An 18,718-nucleotide genomic window follows, 5' to 3' on the forward strand; every position below is an offset into this window, starting at 1 on the left:
TTTTATTCGGGTTCTGTCGCGCGTGAAGTTCGCACCCCCGTCAGGCGACGTCGGACGAACCATATTGCCGCCAGCACGATCGCGCCCAGCAGGAACAGGTCGATCTTGTGAAACCAGGCCGACAATCTCGGGTCTGTGTTCCAGCGGCTCCCGAGTACCTGGCCGGCATAGGCCAGCCCCAGGCACCAAGGCAGTGACCCTATGAAGGTGTATAGGTGAAAGCGCAGCAACGGCATCCGGGCGATCCCCGCAGGCAGCGCGATAAACGAGCGGATGCCCGGCAACATCCGACCTATCAGAACAGCCGCACCGCCGAAGCGCTCGAAAAACCGTTCCGATCGGTCAAGATCCTCGGGTGTGAGCAAAAGCCAGCGTCCGTAACGCTCGACCATGGGACGACCACCGCGGCGCCCCGCCTCATAAGCAAGAGCTGATCCGAGATTACAGCCAACTGCTCCCGCAATCGCTACCAGCCACAGGTCCAGGCGACCGGTCGAGACCAGATAACCGCTAAACGGCATGATGATTTCAGACGGCAGCGGGATGCAGGCGCTTTCGAGAGCCATCAAACCGATGATGCCAATATATCCGGTCGCAGCGATCACGGCGACGATCCAGCCCGCCAGCGTCGCGATGAGATTGCTTAGCCCATTCATTTTGATGTCCTTGGCGCTTCAGTTTTCTTGCGCAAATGTGCGTCGACGCTCGTTGGCAGCCGCGAAATGACCGCAAGCGTCGTTTCCTCGATCATGCGCTAACGGAGAGACGGCCAGCTGCTCGGCGCGGAATTCAGGTTATTGGTCCAAACAAAAATCTGCGTCACGATGGCGGTCCAGCCCAAGCCGATAGCCCAACCAGCGGCCACGTCCGTCGGCCAGTGGACGCCTAGAATGATCCGTGAAGCCCCGATTGCAAAAATCAGCAACATGGCAACGGAAGTTGCGACAGTCGCTCGACGACCTCGACGGGCCTGCGCAGCCATGACGATCGCTAGCGAGCCATAGACGAAAGCGGAGTCCATGGCGTGCCCGCTCGGGAAGCTAGCCGTTCGAACATCGACAAGATGCGCGACAATCATCGGCCGGGGCCGATCCACGAGTGCCTTTAAAACGCTGACGATAATCGCCCCACCTGCGGCCGTGCTCGCAAGATAGGCACACAACCGCCAGCGTTGCCTGCTCGCTAGATATGCGAGCCCGATCGCGGTCACGATCCACAAAGTGAGGTTGTTACCCATCATGGTCGCACCGTGGGAAGCCACGATCAGCGGACCATGATCGCCGGTGCGCTCGCGCACCCACACGAGAATGGCCGCATCGAAACCCGTCACCCGGCCTGTGGCGAAGAGCGACGCGGCGACGAGTAGAAGCCCTGCGCCCAGCGCGAGCAGTGAGCCCCCGTAGAGTATCCGCATGGGGACAGTCACCCGACTTATTCCATTTGGTCCCGTCACGCCGGCTTCACGACCAGGACCTTGAACGTGCCAAGCGTTGCGACCGGGCGGGCACCAGGTTTGGCTGGCAGGCCAAACGATGCTGTCGGCAAGTAGATCGCACCGCTATCTGGATCGAGCGCACCCGTCCGTGCACCCACCGCAGTCTTGATACGGCCCACGCGCTTCACGACGGTGCCCTCAAGAGACAGCACGTCCAGCACTCCGTCCTTGCCGCAGGGAATGAATGCCAAGCGACGCTGCGGATCCAGAATCACGGCATCCGGGCCTGCGCCGATGTCGACCAGCTGCGAAAGTTTGTGGTTCGAGCCCGTGACGATGGCCGCCTTGCCGTTGGCACACGCGGCAATCAGGCGATCCGTTTTCGCGTCATAGGCAAGGCCAGATGGCTCGGCGCACCCTGGCAAGGCGATCGGCGCAGCGGCTGTGCCACGCCGCACGTCGACGACCTCCATCTCGTTTGCGTCCTCGTTGTTCACGAACAGCGTGCCGTCCGGCGTCAGCGCGGCATATTCAAGGCCCGGCTTGAGCTGCACAGTGCGCAAAGTCCGCATCGCTGCCGTGTCGATGATCGATACCGAACCGGCCTTGGCATTCATCACGAAGCCAGTTTTGCCGTCAGGCGAGACGATCGCAGCGTCAGGTTTTTTGCCGACCGTTACACGACCGAGTTCGCGACCATCGGAGGTTGAAAGAAAGCGGACCGAGGCATCGTCGCCGCTCGTCGCCATGAGCCGCCCGCCGGGAAGCGGTACGACCGCATGACCGTGCGCGATCGTGCCGATCGATCCGACTGCCCGCTCACCTCTGGTGTCGATGACGGTGACCGATGTCGACCGGGCGATGAAGAGGCGGTGATCGACTGGATCAACGCGGGCATAGTCCCATCCCCCGCCGTCCGGACCGGAAATGGTAGCCGCGACGCGATAAGCTGGCGTCGGCGGGGCAGCCCCCGCCGCAGCGAAGGAGGTCAGCGCCAAGGTAGCAGTCGTCAGTACCCTCTTCATTGTACAGTTCCTTGTGCTGGAATGGCGGGATCATGGTCGGAATGCGGTAGGGTCAGCCGAACGAGGATCGGCATTGCCAGGAGGACGAGCGGATATTGCAGCAACAGCCCGGCGATGATCGCGATCGCCAGCGGCTGCTGGATGCCTGAGCCTTGGCCGATCGCCAGGGCGAGCGGCAGGAGCGTCAGGATCGCCGCAAACGTCGTCATCGTGATCGGACGCAGGCGGTTGCGGCTTGCCTCGCGCGTCGCGACGACGGGCGGCATGGTGTGGCAGAGTTCCTCGAACTCGGAGACGTAGAAGATCGCCATCTCGGTGCCGATGCCGATGATCATCGTCATGCCCATCAGCGCCGTGATGTTGAGGTCGACGCCGGCGAGCCACAGGGCGGTGAACACGGCCGTGGTCGACAGGAGCGAGCAGCCGATGATGATGACGGGCAGCCAGAACCGCCGGTAAAGCACAAGCAGCAACACCAGCTCGGTGACGAGCGCTGCGCCGAACACCTTGATGAGGCCGGCGAAGGCGATCTGCTGCTGCTGATAGAGACCGCCCAGCTCATAACGGATACCGGGTGCCAGCACGCCTGGCTGGTCGAGGGCCTTCGTCACGTCGCCAACGGCAGCACCGATGCCGCGTCCCTGAATGCGACCGGTCACGGCGACCATCGGTTCCAGGTTCTCACGGGCGATCTGCGGTTGTCCGACGACTGCCTCGATGGACGCGACACGCGACAGCGGGAATAGATGGCCATCAGTGGCCCGGATGGGCAGCTGCCCAAGCCCGGCCTGGCTGATCGTCATCGCCTGCGGAAGCCGGACGCGCACGTCGATGGCCTTGTCGGGTCGGGCAAGGGTTGTGGCGACAGTGCCGCTCAGGGCGGTCGACAGCTGTGTCTCGACGTCTGCGGGCGCGACCCCTTCCACGCCGGCGCGAACCGGGTCGACCCGGACGTCGAGTGCGTCACCTGCGAGTTGAACGCCGTCCTTCACCTCGACCACGCCATCGATCTTTGCGATCAGTGCAGCGACCTTCTTGGCTTGGGCATCGAGCACGGTTGGGTCGGACGAGTAGAGCTTGACCTCGATCGGCTGCGGAACGGCCGTGAGATCACCGATCAGATCCTCGATGAGTTGCGCGACCTCGACTTGGACGCCCGGCACCTTGACCCCGATCTCGTCCGCGACGCTGGCAGCCACTTTCTCGGTCGGGCGACTGTGGTTCGGCTTCAGCCGGACGAAATAGTCACCGTGATAGCTCTGACCGAGATCACCGCCGAGGCCAGTGCCGAGCCGCCGCGAGAAGGTTAGCACCTCCGGATTGGCGGCAAGCAGACGGTCGATCTGGCCGACCTGACGCCCGCTCTCATCCAGCGACGTGCCGGGCGAAGTGTAATAGTCCATGACAAAGCCGCCTTCGTCGACCTTCGGCATGAAACCTGTCGGCACCTTGGAATAGCCGATATAACCGATTGTCAGGAGCGGCACGAGAATGACAAGTAGCAACCAGGGCCGGGCCGACAGGCGATCAAGGCCCTTGTCATGGACCACGGCAAGCCGCCCCTCACCGGCGACACCGGGATCCTTCCATGTGCGAAAGTCCACCAGCCACCTCACGAGGACCGGCACGACGAAAGCCGTCATCGCCCAGGAAATGGCAAGTGCCGCCGCCATCGTCACTGACAGCGCCCTGGAGAAGGCACCGGTGACCCCGGTCAGGAATGATAGCGGCACGAACACGATCAGCGTCGCGAGGCTCGATCCGGTCAGCGGTGCCATAAACTCACGCGCGGCCGGGATGACCGCGGCATTGCCAGCGACCTCCCCATCCGGTCTCACCTCGCCAGCGCGGCGGGCGATATGCTCGACCATCACGATGACGTCGTCGATCAGCAATCCGACTGCGGCGGCGATCCCGCCGAGGGTCATGATGTTGAAGCTCATGCCGAGGATGCTCAGCACCAACACCGTGGTCGCCAGCGTTGCCGGCACGACGATGATGGCGACGAACGTGACGCGCCAGCTGCGCAGGAACAGGAGGAGCACCAGCGCGGCGAGCACGAGGCCGATCAGTACCGCGTCACGAACGCTCGCGACCGATTGGGTCACCAACTCGCTCTGGTCGTACCAGTTGACGAGCTTTACCCCGGCCGGCAGCCTCACACTCGCCAGCTTCGCCTGCACTTGCTTTGCGATCTGAACCGCGTTGCCGTCCGGCTGTTCGTAGATGTTGAACAGCACCGCAGGCTTTCCGTCTTCGACGATCCGCTGCCAGACGGGCACGGCACCGGTCTGCACGGTTGCGACATCCCGCACCCGAACGACCCCTGCCGGGGCCGCCTTGACGACGATGTCACCGATCTGCGCAGCGCTGGCGACACTGCGATCGGCAATCACGAGCGAGAGTCGACCACGATCCTGGACCTGCCCGACCGCACTCAACACGTTGCCGTTGCGGATGGCGGTCGCAAGGTCCGCCATCGCCAGGCCGTAGCTCGCGAGCCGTTGCGGGTCCGCGAGCACCTCGACCTCTGCGGTGTCACCACCCTGCACACCGACCTTCGCAAGGCCGGTGATCGAGGACAGCAGCGGGGTAATCTGAAGTCGTGCGAAGTCCTGGAGCTGAGCTGGATCCGCCGTGTCGGATACCAGCGCATAGGAGATGATCGGAAAGACGGTCGGGTCCATCCGGCGGACATTGTACTGCGTGCCGGCAGGCAGCGACGGCAGGATACGGCCGACCGCGGTATCGACGAGCAGCGTGCTCGCGATCATGTCGCGCCCCCAACCGAAGTCGATCGAGATCTGCGCGGTCCCGCGCGCCGTCTCGGAACGGACGTTGTTGACGCCAGGGATGGCGCGGATCGCCTCCTCGACTGGACGGGTAACGGTCAGCGCGGTCTGATCTGCGGGACGGCTCCCGGAATCGAGATCGACGACGACCCGCGGAAACGATACCTGAGGGAAGAGCCCGATCGGCAACGACAACGCTGCGACGATTCCCGCTAGTGCCAGCGCCAAGCCGACAAGGACGAAGGCGCGCGACTGGGTGCGGAGGAACCGCTCGAGCATCAACGGCTCCGGACGGCATCGCCGTCGGTGACCTGATAGGCACCGGCGACGATCAGCGGGATACGGGGGGACAGGGCGCCATCCACGACGTCGCCCGCGTCCGACGACAGCCTGATAGTGACCGGCACCGCCTTGGCTTTGCCGCTCTGCACCTGGAATATTTTCGGGCTGCCACCGGCGGTCACGACGGCCGCGTGCGGCACGACCCATCCGTTGACCGCGCCGGTGCGGATGTCGACCTGCATAGGCTCGCCCGGGAGGAGTGCGCCCGCAGGGAAGGATAAGTCGACGTCGACCATCTTGGTCACGGCATTCAACGCGCCGTCGACCCGCACGACGCGACCTTCGATCGTACCGCCGCCCGACAAGCGCTTCAGCGACGCCGCTTGTCCGACAACGACCGCGCCGCGCTGCGACGGATCGATCCCGACGGTGACGACGATCCCGCCCGATCGCGCGACCGTTAGGATGGTCGCGCCCGCTGCGGTGCGGTCACCCTGGGCAACCGCGACGGCGGTGACGATGCCCGCAAACGGTGCCACGATGGTATGGACAGGGGTGCCAGCCCCCTCGGCGCGCAGCGCAGCGAGAGAGGTTCGTGCGTCGGACACCGCCTTGTCCGCCTGCACCAGCTGATCGGTTGTCGCGAGCTGCTGCGCGAGCAGCTGCGCCGTGCTGGCGCGCGCCTTCTGCGCTGCGGCGAGAGCGCTCACCGCTTGTGCGTAGGTGCTGCGCGAAGTCGGCGCCGTGACAAATATAGCAAGAGCCTGTCCGGCCTTCACGGCGCTGCCTGGGGCGACGAACAGCCGCGTCACCTGGCCTGGCTGCGCTTCATTGAATGTCCGGGTGCCGATCTCGGAAGGCGCCACGGAGCCATAAGCCGTGACGATCGCCGGTAGCGCACCCTGGCGGGGTGCGACGGTGTTGACGAGAACGCTGGGCGTCGGGGTATCGCTGGCATCCGGCGCGGGGGATCCGCTGCTGCAAGCCGTGACCAAAAGCAGAAGCAGAGCAGCAGATATTCTCGGATGAGGCGGCATCACCGACCGCTCCCCGCTTGTTCGGCGGACAAGTCGATCGTCGGCAGGCCCGCGCCGACCAGCGTCTGTATGGCGATCTGACGATCGAACAGCGCGAGTTCCAAGGTCATGATCTCCTCTTCCTTGGCGAAGCGGTTAGAGACGAGGTCGACATAGCCCCGCTCGTCGATGTTGGAGGCGCCGAACGCCGCCTGTGCCCGGGACGCGGCGATGCGGGCGGCAGGCAAATCGCGACGCGCGATCGCCAGTTGCGCCGCGAGCTGCTCATATTCGCGCAGCAGCGCGCCGACCGTACCGGTAGCGGCCGCTAGCCGCGCAGAATAATCGGCTTGAAGCTGCGCCCGCGTCGCCCGCGCGATCGCGACATTGCCCTGGTTGCGATCGAAGATGGGCAAGCCGACCTGCACGTTCGGCCCGCCGTTGATGACCTTCGAACTGTCGCTCGACGCGGAACCGCCAAGGATCAGGTCAGGAAACTGCGACAGGATCGCGACGCGCAATTGCTCGTCAGCGGCTGCATAGCCGAGGCGCAGTGCGAGCAGGTCGGGCCGGCGATCAGGCAGCGTCGCAAGCCCTGCGCGGATCGCGGCGGGGTTAAACGGCGGGAGGTCGGGCGCGGTCGCAAGCGGCACGACCGCATCGGGTGTCAAGCCCAGCAGGGCGTTCAGCTGGTGCCGCTGCGATAGCAACGTCTGGTCGAGCGTGTTGAGCGACGTGCGCGCCGCCTGAAGAGCGACACGGTCCGGGGCGACGGTGACGAGCGTCACGGTTCTGGCAGCGAGGGCGCGCTCGAGCTTGCCGTTGCGATCGGACAGGAGATCGTAGGCCGCGACATAGGTCGGGCGGCTGCGCGTGCCGATGATGATGTCGGTGGCAAGCTGGCGCGCCTGCCCGGCGACCTGCCATTCCTGCCAGACGAGATCAGCCGCAACTTGCCGGGTGCTGGCAGTGGCAGCGCGGCGTCGCGCGCGATAGGTGACGAGGCTCTTGATGTCCTGTGCCACTCCCAGATTCCAGGCCGGGACGGTGCCTGCCCCCGAAAGCAGAGGCAGGAAAGCGCCCGACAGGGACGGATTGGCGAGGATCGAGGCTTGCGTCGCCTGCCCCTCGGCAATGCCCCGCTTCAGGCGCGCCGCGCGAAGATCCGGGTTGTTTGCCAGCGCCAACGTCACGACGTCACTGACTGATAAGGCTCCATGATCTTCCGCGGCACCCTGCAGCGCGCCGACAGACGGCGCGAGCGGTATGTCTCGCGTGAGCGGAAGCGCGGTGTAATGCGCGCATCCCGCCAACAACGCTGCAAGCAGAATGGGCAGGACGCCCTTCCTGATCCCCCTGATCAACATGCTTCTGTCGCGCCTCCTGGCCGGTAACGCTGGCCAATGCGTCGGGATCTCGATGTTGGTCAGTCCGGGTTTTTGCCTTCGGCAACATTCTCGAGGATCACGCCGCTTCGCGCGTCGATTCCGACCTCATAAGGCTTGCCGTGGCTGGTGATATCGAAGGAATAGCGCAGGCCGCTGCCACCCTTCTCCCGTTCCAGCTCCTGATCGGTGATCGTGCCGGGACGCGCCTTGAGTGCGGTCTGCCGTGCCGTGGCGAGAGAGACCTTCGCCTGAGCGGCGTATTGGTGTCCCTTCAGTTTCGTTGCTGCCGCAGCGGCTGTTCCACTCATCGCCGCGACGGACAGCAGACCCAGCATCAATCGCACGTCTTTCATGACACACACTCCTTGGGGCAGATTACACCGTGCCCTTCTAGGAGCGGCAACCTTCGTCGCGGGTGAGGACAAGATTGATTATGCCCAACTTGCCGTCTCCGGCGCGAAACCGGATCATCAGTCGATGAAGCTCTTGTTGCTTGAAGACGATGCCGGGACGCGTGAGGACCTGGAGCGCGTGCTGAGCAGCGCAGGCCATGTCGTCGACGCCTGTTCGACCGGGCAGGACGCGATCTTCCTGGCATCTTCCAGCGAATACGCCGTTCTGATCCTTGACCGGATGGTGCCGGGCATCGCTGGCCTGCCGGCGCTCAAGGCCATCCGGGCGGCGGGGATACGGACACCTGCGCTGTTCCTCACAGCCATGAACGGCGTCGAGGACCGGGTCGAAGGGCTCGAGGCGGGGGCCGACGACTATCTGGCGAAACCGTTCGCGGCGACCGAACTGCTCGCCCGGATCAATGCGCTCGCGCGGCGCCCCCCGATCTCGGACGTCGCCGCCACGATTGCGGTCGGCGACCTGGTTCTCGACCGCATCCGCCGCAACGTGACGCGCGCCGGTCAGCGAGTGGATTTGCAAGCCCAGGAACTGAAACTGCTTGAATATCTGATGCTGCACGCAGGCGAGGTGGTGACCCGCACGATGCTCCTCGAAAATGTCTGGTCGTTTCACTTCGATCCCAAGACCAACATCATCGAGAGCCACATGAGCCGGTTGCGCGCCAAGGTCGATCGCGGCTTCGGACGTGAATTGATCCAGACCGTTCGGGGCGCTGGATACCGGATCGATGCGGGTTAGGTCACGCATCCCGGCCGCGTTCGGGAGCGCGGCCTTTCGCTTCGCCTTAATGCTGGCGGTCGTCGTGGCGCTCGGCGCAGGCGCCCTGTTGCTCACCGTGGAGAGGCAGATCGGTTATTACGCCCGAGAAGCCAGTGATGGGATGCTTCGGGCGGAATCGTCGGTTCTGGCCGCGGAATATGCCGATCTGGGTCTCTCGGGACTGACGGATGCCATCGCGCGGCACAGGGGTAGCGACGCGGATCCGCCCTATCGATATCTCCTGATCAACAGAACGGGACACCGGCTATCCGGCGACCTGCCGCTGCAAGCCGCCAGGATCGGTCAGGCAAGCGTTGCGGTGCCCGAGGATTTTGACGGTTCGCGACACGTCGAACATCTCGCAACGCAAGTAACGCAGCTGCCCGACGGATTGCTGCTTGTCGTGGCGACCGACAGCTTCGATGTTCAGCAGCTACGCCAGCGGCTCGGATACTTCACGATCTGGAGCGGCATCGCGATCGCTGCCTTCGCATTGATCGGCGGGTATCTGGTTGGGCGCGTCTTCCTGCGTCGGCTCGCGACGGTCAATCGCGCCATCGACCGGATAATTGATGGGGATAGCGCGGAACGGCTGCCGATGATCGGGTTCGGTCCGGAGTTCGACGACCTCACCCGCAACCTCAATCGCATGCTCGAGCGGAAGGACGCGGCGATGGAGGCTCTGCGGCAGGTGTCGACGGAAATCGCGCACGATCTGCGCACGCCACTTACCCGGCTCCACCAACGGCTCGAACGATTGCAGTCGTCAGGTGCCGGCGATCCCGACAGTATCGACGCGGCCGTCGAGCAGACCAACGGACTGCTCGCGACGTTCGAGGCCCTGCTGCGGATTGGGTCGATCGAGGGAGGTGTCGGGCGACGTCGCTTCGGTCCCGTCGACCTGTCCGAACTGCTCGATCGTATCCATGCGGCCTACTTGCCCGTGGTCGAGGACTCCGGGCAGACGTTCATTGCTCACCATGCTGCAGGAGTCACCGTCATCGGCGACCCCGACCTTCTCGCGCAGCTGTTCACCAATCTGATCGAGAACGCGATCGTCCACACTCCGCCCGGAACGCATATCGTCTCTCGCCTGCATATCGTTGGCGCCGAAGCAGTGGCGGAAATATGCGACAAAGGTCCCGGCATTCCCTTCGATGAACGTGAGAAGGTGTTTCGACGCTTCTACCGGCGGGATGCCAGTCGCAACACAGAAGGCGCGGGGCTTGGCCTGGCACTCGTGGCTGCGATTGCCGCCCTGCATCAGGCGGACTGCACCATCCCTGACAGTGCAATGGGCCTATGCGTCCGTCTCACTTTCCATCGGTCGTCTGCAATAGATCAGGTGACCGATGCCCCGAAGCACCATGGCTTGGCGTGATCGCCGACACCCGGGCGATCGGGCGCATACCCACGTCCCGTTAGGGGCACGAACATTGCCCAACCCAGTGAACACGCGACGACACTACCGTCAGTCTGCTTTGTGAAGACCTCTAGTCGCTCGGTCGCCGTGGAGGGGCCGATCGGCATGACCAGACGCCCGCCTATCCGCAACTGATCAAGGAGCGACGTTGGAACGCTCGCAGAACCTGCGGTGACGATCACTGCGTCGAAGGGCGCTCGTTCGGGCCAGCCCACGAAGCCGTCTCCGACGCGGGCATGGACATTTCGATAGCCGCGCCGGCGCAAGGCCGTGGCTGCCTGGTGCGCCAGCTGCGGGACGATTTCGATCGTCGAGACCTCTGCACCCAGCTCGGCCAGGATCGCGGCCTGATAGCCGGAGCCAGTCCCGACCTCCAGAACGCGAGACTTGCGCCGCACTTGCACTGCGGCCGTCATGATCGCCATGACGTAAGGATCGGAAATCGTCTGCTGCCACCCGATTTCCAACGGTGCGCCGATGTAGGCTTGCGGCTTGGCAGCGCGGGGTATGAAATCCTCGCGTGGAAGCTTTGCCTCGACCGCAACCGCTGCTCGGAAAAAGGGATCATCTCGCAGTGCCGGAACGTCAGCAGCAGCTGCCTTGATCGAGCTGATCATTCGCGCACGCTCGCCTGTTCGGTTCTGTGCGAAAGATCCGATGGCCGCTGAAGCACCAGTTAAGCAAACCAGACCCAGAAAAATCTTCAGCACGACGATCATGGCTCCGTCAGAATCCGCCGGCCCACCGGCAATATAGCTTGACGGTGCCAGCTCGCGGACGTGTACCCCTGACGAGATTACGCCACGATCGCAGCAGCTATGAGATTTACCAATGTCCGATACCTCACCGATCGGTGAGTGCATCGAGGTGACCGCGCGACGCATTCTCGATTGGGAACGGCCAGCGGGACGGTCGCAGCCGTCCCGTTTGGGATGGTGAAGAGAGAATGTAGTCGGCTTCTCAAAACCTATGTCTAAGGGTGCTGGTGATATCCGAACGACTGTTGGTCACTTCGGCGCGAGCGCGAAATCGACCCGCGCCGCGACCACGCCGTTGTTCGTGCCGGCCATGACGGGCGGGGCGGCGCTCTGCATCGCGACCACGGGCGGCGGTGCTACGGGCATCGCCGTCATATCGCCGGCCTGCGGTAATTCGCCGCCAGTGCCGCCATCCCGGATCGAAAGCACCCGCACGATATGCAGCCCGGCCGCGGCGGCATATGCGTCCGCTTTCGCGCGTGCGGTTTTGTAGGCATTTCCGTAGCCGGTGAGGTTCGCCTTTTCCGGATCGGCGACCGAAAGGTCGGGGCCGGACACGATGTTGGCACCGGCGTCAGTGACGGCGGCGATCGCCGCGCCTACTTTGCCGGTGTCGCGCATCCGAACGGTGACGCTGTTGGCGACCTCGTACTGTCCCTTGTTCGCGCCCCAAGTGATGCGGTTCACCGACAGATTGCGAGTTTGGATATCCCGTTGGGCGACGCCTAACTTTGCCAGTGCCTGCGTGATCGCGGTCATGGTGCGAGCGTTCCGTTCGGACGCGCCGCGGGCATCCGCGGCGATGCTCGACAAGCCGGCGGTGAACAGCGCCTGGTCAGGCGTCGCCTCGGTGCGGCCGGTGCCCGTCACCGACAACAGCGTCTCGCCCGGCTGAAGGCCGATCGGATCGGGGGTGGCGTTGCAAGCGCCGAGACCAGCGCATAGCGGCGCGACCCAGATCAGACTCCTCATCCGCGTTCTTCCTTCTCGTTCTCTACCTGGAAGACACGTCTATCGATACGGTCGAGGTTTTCCCATTGGGATGCTAATTTTGGGACAACGAAAGGTCAGCCCAGGATAGGTGTTCCTATAACTACGCCATCCTCAAGCTGAAGCTTTTGCCACTGCCGCTCTCGCGCATAGTGGTACAAGGCAGAGTAGAGCCGCCAGCATCCAGAAAGCGGCCGTTAGGCCGGTATGCCCCGCGACGAAACCGATCGCAGCCGGACCTGCCAGGATGCCGGCGTAGCCAACCGTCGTAATCGAGGCGACGGCAAGCTCAGGCGGCATCGCGTTCTGTGCGCCAGCCTGGCGAAACAATACCGGCACCGTGTTCGATGCACCAAGTCCGATCAACATCAGACCCAACATGGCGACCACGGCAACCGGTGCGAGCAGCATGATCCCGTAGCCCATGAGCGCCAGCAAGCCGCCCCAAAACATGGTCTGACGATCACCAATTCGAGCCACCACCCGATCGCCGGTGAGCCGCCCTGCGGTCATCGCAATAGCGAAGACACTATATCCAAGGCCCGCTTGATCGGGTGCCAGCAATCCCTTGCCGGCAAGGAGCAGCGCACCCCAGTCGAGAATAGCCCCCTCCGTCAGGAAGGTAATCGCGGCGAGTAGCGCCAGGAGAACCACAATACCGCGCGGCACGACGAAAAGCGGCGCTTGTTCGGCACGCGGCGTAACGATGAACCGTGATGCGGCAACTGCCAGTGCGGCAAGCATCAGTGCGGTCGCAACGAGTGTTCCGGCGAGCGCGCTTAGGCGCGCAGATACATCGTCCGCGACGCGCACAGCTGGACATGCGCGACCTTCACGCGCATCGGCTTGCCCGAGATCTCGACGTCCTCGTGGCTCCAGTCGAACTGGTAAGCCTCGCCCGGCCGGAATAGCAGCGGGATGAACGCCGGCGCATTCATTACGTCGCGACGCCGCGCCTGCCGCCAGCGCGCCGCATAACGGCGCACCGCATCATACGAGCCGTCGAACCCCTCGCGTAGCAGCAGGTCGTGGATACGGGTGAGGCGCAGCTTCTCCCGCCGCGGCCGTGCCTCATCTTCCTCCAGCAACGCGTCCAGTCGCGATTGAAACGGCCCCAGCTTAGGCAGCGGCTGTACCTCCCGCCGATACCCCATGTCCGCCTCCGGCGCCCGGATCGCCTTACGCACCACCTTGCGCGACAGGTGCAGGTCCCGCGCTATCGCCTTGATGGCCTTCCCAGACGCGTGCTCGCGCCGGATCCTCAACACCGTCTCCAATACCAGCATCCCGATCTCGCCGCCTGACACACCGCCAAGCGAGCAGCCTAGACCACCGGGATGAGGGGTCCTTTTTCGACGCCGATCACCCCGCTGCCGGGGTCCTTTTTCCACGCCGATCCACACCCGAAATTTCGCTCGAAATGCGGTTGCCCATCACCGGCCACCGCTCTTTGCCCAGCCGCAGACTACCGACTGGCAGGTGAACGGACGACCGCTTTCGGGAGCGCTATTACCGCGATTGAACCACCGAAATTGGGTCGTTATAGCCTGGATCGCCGGTGAATATCTCAGCCTTGATGGTGTCACATTTTGAGCAGTGCGCCTCTCCCGAGGCATGAGGCTCGTGACGCCAGCGTGTCACGAACGCTGCATCATGCGCTCAACGATCCTAGACTGTTTGGTTGATAAAAAAAGCACGTGCAATCTCGTGTGCGGCGATGTTGGCTAACTTGGCCGAACAAAGCGGGCATATGCGATCCAGCCGTAGAAAACGGTGAGCCCGAAGAGGTTCACCACTTCGCCTGATAATTGCCGAAGGCTTCCACCCATCTGGTTGACCCCCACCATCAGATGTATCCCCGGGGTCGTGGGAAGCATCCGTGACGCTGCGACGAGCCATCCCGGCGTCGCCTCCGAGGGCCATGACAAGCCGGAGAGGAAGAAGATTGGCAGGGATGTCACGATCCAGAGCTGGATCGGCCGCTCGCGAGTCTTGAAGAAGCTGGCAAGCGCCATTGCCCCGGCGACGGTTGCCGCGACGAACGCGATTGCTGCGACGATGAGGGTGAGAGGGGCCGCCTGAGCACGTGGGTAGTCCTGAAACCAGAAAACGAAGCCAGTGTAGTAGGCCACGTCGAGGAGACCAATTGATACGAATGCCAGTGCGATGCCGAAGAACTCCCTGCGAGTGAAGCGTCGGCGGCCCTGCCGTTCCCTCATCGTCCCGGCAAGCAGAGCGAGACCCATCAGCAGCGTCTGATGAATGATCAGGAACGCGACGCCCGGAACGACCGTGCTTCCATAGCCTTCGCGCGTGTTGAAGAGCGGTCGTTGCACGAGCGACAAGGCCGGTGGCGCCGTCGCGCCGGCGGCCATCGCCTGATCCATCCCTGCCTCGCGACCGACCGCCGAAATGGCAGCGGCGATGCTGCCGAGCGAGGTGCTGCTACGAAGAAGATAGGCACCATTGCCATACAGCGCGATCGTGCCTTGGCCACCACGCAGGATGTTCCGCTCGTAGCCGTCCGGGATGACGATCACCGCGTCCGCGTGGCGAGATTGCACCCATCCGTAAGCCTCTCGAGGAGACGATAGGGAGGCGATGAGCTCGGCCTGCTGAAGGGCCGGGAGCTTCATCAGGAGCGAGCGGCTCGAACCGGTATGGTCGAGATCGACAACGACGATGGGCAGTCGCCTCGGCACCTCGCCGGAATAAGCGGCCGGGTAGAAGAACGAATAGATGATGGCCGATCCGATCAGCAGCAGGAGCGCGGATCGGTCCGAGAGGATGGCACGGAACGTGCCGAGGAAGGCGTTGCGTATCACCGGCGGCCCCAGGTTTCCGGCTGCTTCGCCGCGGCAAGGTAGCGCGGCAGTCCGACGGCAAGACCGACGATCACGAATGGTAGCATGACGATGATCTGTCGCAGTGACACTGATGCCGCCGAACCCATGATCCACTGCTCCGAAAGCAGCTTGGCAAAGGAAGAATAAGGAAGCAGCGCGCTCCATACCCGAGCAAAGCCGGAGGCGGACTCGACCGGGAATACCGCCCCGGCGAACGCGAAGGAGGCTCCCGCGTAGAGGCCAGCCGCCGAAAGCGCGCTGCTCATCGTTAGAGTAAGACCGACGAATAGAAGCCCGACACCGACATATGCCATGTACATCACCGCATAGCCGGCGCCGATCAGCAGCGGGCTGCCAGCGATCGGCCAGCCTCGCAGACCAGCCAGATAGGCGATCGCTGCGATCCCCCAGCCCATGAAGATGAGGACGTAGAGCAGCAATTTGCCGCAAACGGCCCAGGCCGCCTCGCGTCGCGAGCAGTCTGCAAGCCAGTCCCCGATCGTTCCGTCGCGAAGCTCCCGCCCGAGCGCGCCGGTGATCGCCACCATGAAGATCAGATGCAGCAATGCGGGATGAAGCAGCGCCACCAGCTGAATTTCGTAGCTGCCCTGCGGATTGAAGAGAACGGTCGAGCGTACCGCGATGGGTGGCCTGCGAACCCTCCCAGGCCCCAGCACGGCCGCGCTCTGCTGCGACGCAAGCGAGCTGGCATAGCCTTGCACGACGCTGCCGACTTCGCGGATGACGGACCCGGCCGGTGTCGAGTAGCTGGCATTGTAGAGCGCAATGACCTGAGCCGTGCCGCCGCGGAGTACCTCTCTGCTTGTGTCCCGATCGATGAGGACAATTGCATAGGCCTGTCGGGCGCGCACGGCGTTTTCCGCCATCGACAGGTCGGGTGCTATTTCGAGAACGGCCAAGCCGGGCGCCGCATCGAGACGGCGGGTCAACTCGCGGGCGATGCCGCCGCCGTCGCGATCGACCACGACGATTGGGAGGTCGCGCATGGCCCCGGCCGACATCTGGATGGCGACCGTGGCGAGAAGGATCAACGGGATCCATGTCACGAGCGACAGGTCCCAGAAGCTCTTTCGCAGGAAGCCGGCCTCCCGCCGAAAGCCGCCGACCAGCGCGGGCGGGATCATTGCGGCCAGTCGAACAGGACCGTCATACCGGGACGCAGCCCGTCGATGGGACGGGATGGCAGGGCGCGGACCTCGAAGCTCTTGACGTCGAACCCGCTGGACTGGCGGGTCGCGCGCCAGGTCGCGAACTCGCCCGCCGGCGCCAGGTACGACACGCGGAACGTCACCCGCCTGTTCGCAAGCGCAGGTATCGTTCCGACGATCTGCCGGCCTCGTGCGAGCCCGTCGAGCTGATCCTCGCGGACGTTCAGCGTGACCCAAGCGTTTTCGACGTCGGTCAGCATGAAGACCGGAAAGCCCTGCGGCACGAGTTCGCCTGGTTGAGCCATCCGCTTCCCGACTTCCCCAGCAGATGGCGCGACCACGCGCGTCTCGGCGGCGGCGGCCTGCACCTCGGCCACCGCGCCGCGCGCCTGCTGGACCTGACCGCCAGCGGCGGCCTTGTCCTGAGGGCGGGCTCCCGCCAGGGCCTGATCGTATTGCGCCCTCGCTGCCTTCGCAGCCTCCGTCGAAGCGATGGCGTTCGTCCGCGCCTCGTCCGCCTTCTGACCGGCGACGACGCCCTGGGCGAACAAGCGTTGCGTGCGGTTGCTGGTATCCTGCGCCAGATTCGCTGCCGCCTGTGCACGCCGCCATTGCGCCTCGGCCGCCCGGATGTCCTCGCTGCGCGCGCCGGCCTCGGCCTTGTCCTGCGTTGCCTGCGCGGCCTCCAGCGCCCCGCCGGCCTGCTGCTGCTTGGCGGCGACTTCGGGGCTGGAGATCGTGTAGAGTAGCTGCCCTTGCCGGACGGGCTGTCCTTCCTCCACGCCGAACGATGCGATCCGTCCCGTGACCTTGCTCGTGACGCGGATCTCGCGCGCGTCTACCATGCCTTGCAGCTGACCAGGCACGGGACGGTAGCTGAGCCAGAGTCCGACGCCCAGCAGGGCAGCGACCACGAGAGCGACAACGACCAGTTTGCCGCGGGGTGGCCTTGTCGTCCCCCCGCCGTCGTGCATTTCGTTTTCAGTTGCGGCGTTCATGGAATTACCTTGTCGGCTTTGGCGACGTATGCGGCCATCTCATCCATTTGCCCGCTGACGTTCAGAAGCTGGGCAAGTGCCTGTACATATTCGTTGGCCGCCTGCGCGCGCTGGATGCGCGATCGCCCCAGCGAAAGCTGCGCGTCGATGACGTCCAGCGATGTCGCCTGCTGTTCCCGATAGGATAGGGTCTGAAGCCGCAGATTCTCGATAGATGAAGCGAGGGAGGTATCGAGAAGCAGATACCGCTTTCGCGCCGCCTCGACGTCGTTCCACGCCTTCGTCACACCGATCTCGATCTGCGTGCGGCCTTCGCGCAGACCGGCGCGCGCCTGTTCCGCCGTCGCCCGTGCCGCATCGACCGCCTGTCGGCGCCCAAGACCCCCGGCGAGCTTATAGCGCAAGCCAACACCCACTGCCCAATCCGGGTCCGTGAGGAGGGTGTTGCGCCGGTCGAAATTATACTGGCCGAAGCCGTAGACGGTCGGGCGCTGCTTCGCCTGCTGGATCAGGACGCCGGCCTTCGCCTGGTCCTCCAGCGACGACAGCCGCTCGAGTTGAGGATGTGAGGCTAGGGCCGCGGCCTTGAACGTGTCGAGCGGCGGCAGTGGACGCGAGATGACGAAGAGCGGCGTTGACGGCCTCACTCCTGCGGGTTCGCGCAGCAGCCCCGCAAGCGCCGCATTCGCCGTCTGGAGGTCAGCGATCGCCTTCTCATATTCCGCCCGTGCGTCGTCGCGTGCCACCTCTGCCTGAAGGCGTTGCGCCCGGCTGATGAAGCGCGCTTCCTCGAGCTTGACGGCGTCTGCGACGTGACGGTCGAGCCCATCGAGCACGTCGCGGCGCACGCCCAGCGCTCGCTCGGCTAGCTGCTGGCCGAAATAGGCCCGCACCAGTTGCACGAGCTGATCGTTGGCGGTGATGGCCCGGTCGGCCTGCGCCTGCGCCACCTGTGCCCGCGCACCAGCCTGCGTCCCCGAAATCTGCCCTCCGGTGTAGATCGGGAGGGTCGTCGAAGCGATGGGGCGCGTACTTTGCCTTCTAACTTGAAACCGCAGCGGGTCAGGGATGCCGAAGCCCTCGGCGACCGGCGCGAGCGAACCGAGCGGCAGATAGAGCGTCTTCTGATAGTCCAGCAGTTGCGCCTCGAGGTCGACGTCCGGCCTGCGCAATGTGCGCGTGGCTCCCTCTTGCGCCTCCTTGCTGCGCACGTTCGCGTCCGAGGCCGCGATCGCGTCGGAACGGTCCAGCAGCTGCTCCTGCGCACGGGCGTATGTCAGGACGGCGGGGCTTGAGGGGCCGATGTTCTGGGCCGATGCGGCATGCGCCGTCGCGACCGCGGCGCCGATGATGGCGATAGACCGAAGGCTCATCATCGACGTTGGCCCGCTTTGCTGTGAGGCGACAAGCCGTCTGCGGCCTC

General features: G+C 64.4%; 16 protein-coding genes and 1 pseudogene. 2 read left to right on the plus strand and 15 right to left on the minus strand.

What is annotated here, in order from left to right; translation table 11 throughout:
* Window positions 1-2: 2 nt before the first annotated feature.
* From COA17_RS16980 to COA17_RS17010, 7 genes are all read right to left on the minus strand, one after another.
* Window positions 3-656, minus strand: coding sequence for a DedA family protein (locus COA17_RS16980; RefSeq protein WP_056433039.1), 654 nt, complete (start codon window positions 654-656; stop codon window positions 3-5).
* 98 nt (window positions 657-754) lie between these two features.
* A complete protein-coding gene (locus COA17_RS16985) occupies window positions 755-1,414 on the minus strand; it encodes a phosphatase PAP2 family protein (RefSeq protein WP_056433042.1) in 660 nt (219 codons plus the stop codon).
* Window positions 1,415-1,449: 35 nt separating this feature from the next.
* Window positions 1,450-2,460 (minus strand): YncE family protein, encoded by a 1,011-nt coding sequence (locus tag COA17_RS16990; RefSeq protein WP_056433045.1) that lies wholly within the window; start codon window positions 2,458-2,460, stop codon window positions 1,450-1,452.
* Window positions 2,457-5,531, minus strand: a complete 3,075-nt coding sequence (locus COA17_RS16995) for an efflux RND transporter permease subunit (protein WP_096614008.1) — start codon at window positions 5,529-5,531, stop codon at window positions 2,457-2,459. The genes COA17_RS16990 and COA17_RS16995 overlap by 4 nt, the downstream gene beginning before the upstream one ends.
* Window positions 5,531-6,571 (minus strand): efflux RND transporter periplasmic adaptor subunit, encoded by a 1,041-nt coding sequence (locus COA17_RS17000; RefSeq protein WP_056433051.1) that lies wholly within the window; start codon window positions 6,569-6,571, stop codon window positions 5,531-5,533. The genes COA17_RS16995 and COA17_RS17000 overlap by 1 nt, the downstream gene beginning before the upstream one ends.
* Complete coding sequence (locus tag COA17_RS17005; RefSeq protein WP_096614009.1) at window positions 6,571-7,917, minus strand: TolC family protein; 1,347 nt, start codon at window positions 7,915-7,917, stop codon at window positions 6,571-6,573. Before COA17_RS17005 ends, COA17_RS17000 begins: the two co-directional genes overlap by 1 nt.
* A gap of 59 nt (window positions 7,918-7,976) precedes the next feature.
* Entirely contained in the window at window positions 7,977-8,291 is a 315-nt protein-coding gene (locus tag COA17_RS17010; protein WP_056433058.1) for a PepSY domain-containing protein, read from the minus strand.
* Window positions 8,292-8,415: 124 nt separating this feature from the next.
* Here COA17_RS17010 and COA17_RS17015 point away from each other — a divergent pair, with 124 nt between their 5' ends.
* Both COA17_RS17015 and COA17_RS17020 read left to right on the plus strand, forming a co-directional pair.
* Window positions 8,416-9,090 carry a winged helix-turn-helix domain-containing protein gene (locus COA17_RS17015; protein WP_056433062.1) on the plus strand — a complete coding sequence of 225 codons (675 nt, stop codon included), beginning with the start codon at window positions 8,416-8,418 and terminating at the stop codon, window positions 9,088-9,090.
* A gap of 49 nt (window positions 9,091-9,139) precedes the next feature.
* On the plus strand, window positions 9,140-10,492 hold the full coding sequence (locus tag COA17_RS17020; protein ID WP_236696955.1) for a sensor histidine kinase: 1,353 nt from the start codon (window positions 9,140-9,142) through the stop codon (window positions 10,490-10,492).
* Here COA17_RS17020 and COA17_RS17025 read toward each other — a convergent pair.
* The 8 genes and pseudogenes from COA17_RS17025 to COA17_RS17060 form a co-directional block, all read right to left on the minus strand.
* Window positions 10,453-11,253 carry a protein-L-isoaspartate(D-aspartate) O-methyltransferase gene (locus tag COA17_RS17025; RefSeq protein ID WP_056433069.1) on the minus strand — a complete coding sequence of 267 codons (801 nt, stop codon included), beginning with the start codon at window positions 11,251-11,253 and terminating at the stop codon, window positions 10,453-10,455. The two genes, COA17_RS17020 and COA17_RS17025, sit on opposite strands and share 40 nt — an antisense overlap.
* Before the next feature lie 288 nt (window positions 11,254-11,541).
* The gene (locus tag COA17_RS17030; protein WP_042491065.1) at window positions 11,542-12,264 is read right to left on the minus strand and encodes an SIMPL domain-containing protein; all 723 of its coding nucleotides are present in this window, start codon (window positions 12,262-12,264) and stop codon (window positions 11,542-11,544) included.
* Between the two features lie 132 nt (window positions 12,265-12,396).
* On the minus strand, window positions 12,397-13,026 hold the full coding sequence (locus COA17_RS17035; protein ID WP_056433076.1) for an MFS transporter: 630 nt from the start codon (window positions 13,024-13,026) through the stop codon (window positions 12,397-12,399).
* Between the two features lie 38 nt (window positions 13,027-13,064).
* Window positions 13,065-13,568 (minus strand): annotated as a pseudogene (locus COA17_RS17040) (IS21 family transposase); the annotation flags it as partial.
* 438 nt (window positions 13,569-14,006) lie between these two features.
* On the minus strand, window positions 14,007-15,107 hold the full coding sequence (locus tag COA17_RS17045; RefSeq protein ID WP_056433079.1) for an ABC transporter permease: 1,101 nt from the start codon (window positions 15,105-15,107) through the stop codon (window positions 14,007-14,009).
* The gene (locus COA17_RS17050) at window positions 15,104-16,273 is read right to left on the minus strand and encodes an ABC transporter permease (RefSeq protein WP_056433082.1); all 1,170 of its coding nucleotides are present in this window, start codon (window positions 16,271-16,273) and stop codon (window positions 15,104-15,106) included. The genes COA17_RS17045 and COA17_RS17050 overlap by 4 nt, the downstream gene beginning before the upstream one ends.
* Window positions 16,270-17,295, minus strand: coding sequence for an HlyD family secretion protein (locus COA17_RS17055; RefSeq protein ID WP_232834232.1), 1,026 nt, complete (start codon window positions 17,293-17,295; stop codon window positions 16,270-16,272). Before COA17_RS17055 ends, COA17_RS17050 begins: the two co-directional genes overlap by 4 nt.
* Window positions 17,292-18,671 (minus strand): TolC family protein, encoded by a 1,380-nt coding sequence (locus tag COA17_RS17060; protein WP_236696956.1) that lies wholly within the window; start codon window positions 18,669-18,671, stop codon window positions 17,292-17,294. The genes COA17_RS17055 and COA17_RS17060 overlap by 4 nt, the downstream gene beginning before the upstream one ends.
* Window positions 18,672-18,718 lie beyond the last annotated feature (47 nt).

The sequence above is a fragment of the Sphingomonas ginsenosidimutans genome (assembly GCF_002374835.1).
Taxonomy (GTDB): Bacteria; Pseudomonadota; Alphaproteobacteria; order Sphingomonadales; family Sphingomonadaceae; genus Sphingomonas; species Sphingomonas ginsenosidimutans.

Bases quoted from the DNA above. Each gene is read 5' to 3' on its own strand.
- COA17_RS16980 (WP_056433039.1), bottom strand. From the start codon at position 656: ATGAATGGGCTAAGCAATCTCATCGCGACGCTGGCGGGCTGGATCGTC.
- COA17_RS16985 (WP_056433042.1), bottom strand. From the start codon at position 1,414: ATGCGGATACTCTACGGGGGCTCACTGCTCGCGCTGGGCGCAGGGCTT.
- COA17_RS16990 (WP_056433045.1), bottom strand. From the start codon at position 2,460: ATGAAGAGGGTACTGACGACTGCTACCTTGGCGCTGACCTCCTTCGCT.
- COA17_RS16995 (WP_096614008.1), bottom strand. From the start codon at position 5,531: ATGCTCGAGCGGTTCCTCCGCACCCAGTCGCGCGCCTTCGTCCTTGTC.
- COA17_RS17000 (WP_056433051.1), bottom strand. From the start codon at position 6,571: ATGCCGCCTCATCCGAGAATATCTGCTGCTCTGCTTCTGCTTTTGGTC.
- COA17_RS17005 (WP_096614009.1), bottom strand. From the start codon at position 7,917: ATGTTGATCAGGGGGATCAGGAAGGGCGTCCTGCCCATTCTGCTTGCA.
- COA17_RS17010 (WP_056433058.1), bottom strand. From the start codon at position 8,291: ATGAAAGACGTGCGATTGATGCTGGGTCTGCTGTCCGTCGCGGCGATG.
- COA17_RS17015 (WP_056433062.1), top strand. From the start codon at position 8,416: ATGAAGCTCTTGTTGCTTGAAGACGATGCCGGGACGCGTGAGGACCTG.
- COA17_RS17020 (WP_236696955.1), top strand. From the start codon at position 9,140: ATGCTGGCGGTCGTCGTGGCGCTCGGCGCAGGCGCCCTGTTGCTCACC.
- COA17_RS17025 (WP_056433069.1), bottom strand. From the start codon at position 11,253: ATGATCGTCGTGCTGAAGATTTTTCTGGGTCTGGTTTGCTTAACTGGT.
- COA17_RS17030 (WP_042491065.1), bottom strand. From the start codon at position 12,264: ATGAGGAGTCTGATCTGGGTCGCGCCGCTATGCGCTGGTCTCGGCGCT.
- COA17_RS17035 (WP_056433076.1), bottom strand. From the start codon at position 13,026: ATGCTTGCCGCACTGGCAGTTGCCGCATCACGGTTCATCGTTACGCCG.
- COA17_RS17050 (WP_056433082.1), bottom strand. From the start codon at position 16,273: ATGATCCCGCCCGCGCTGGTCGGCGGCTTTCGGCGGGAGGCCGGCTTC.
- COA17_RS17055 (WP_232834232.1), bottom strand. From the start codon at position 17,295: ATGAACGCCGCAACTGAAAACGAAATGCACGACGGCGGGGGGACGACA.
- COA17_RS17060 (WP_236696956.1), bottom strand. From the start codon at position 18,671: ATGATGAGCCTTCGGTCTATCGCCATCATCGGCGCCGCGGTCGCGACG.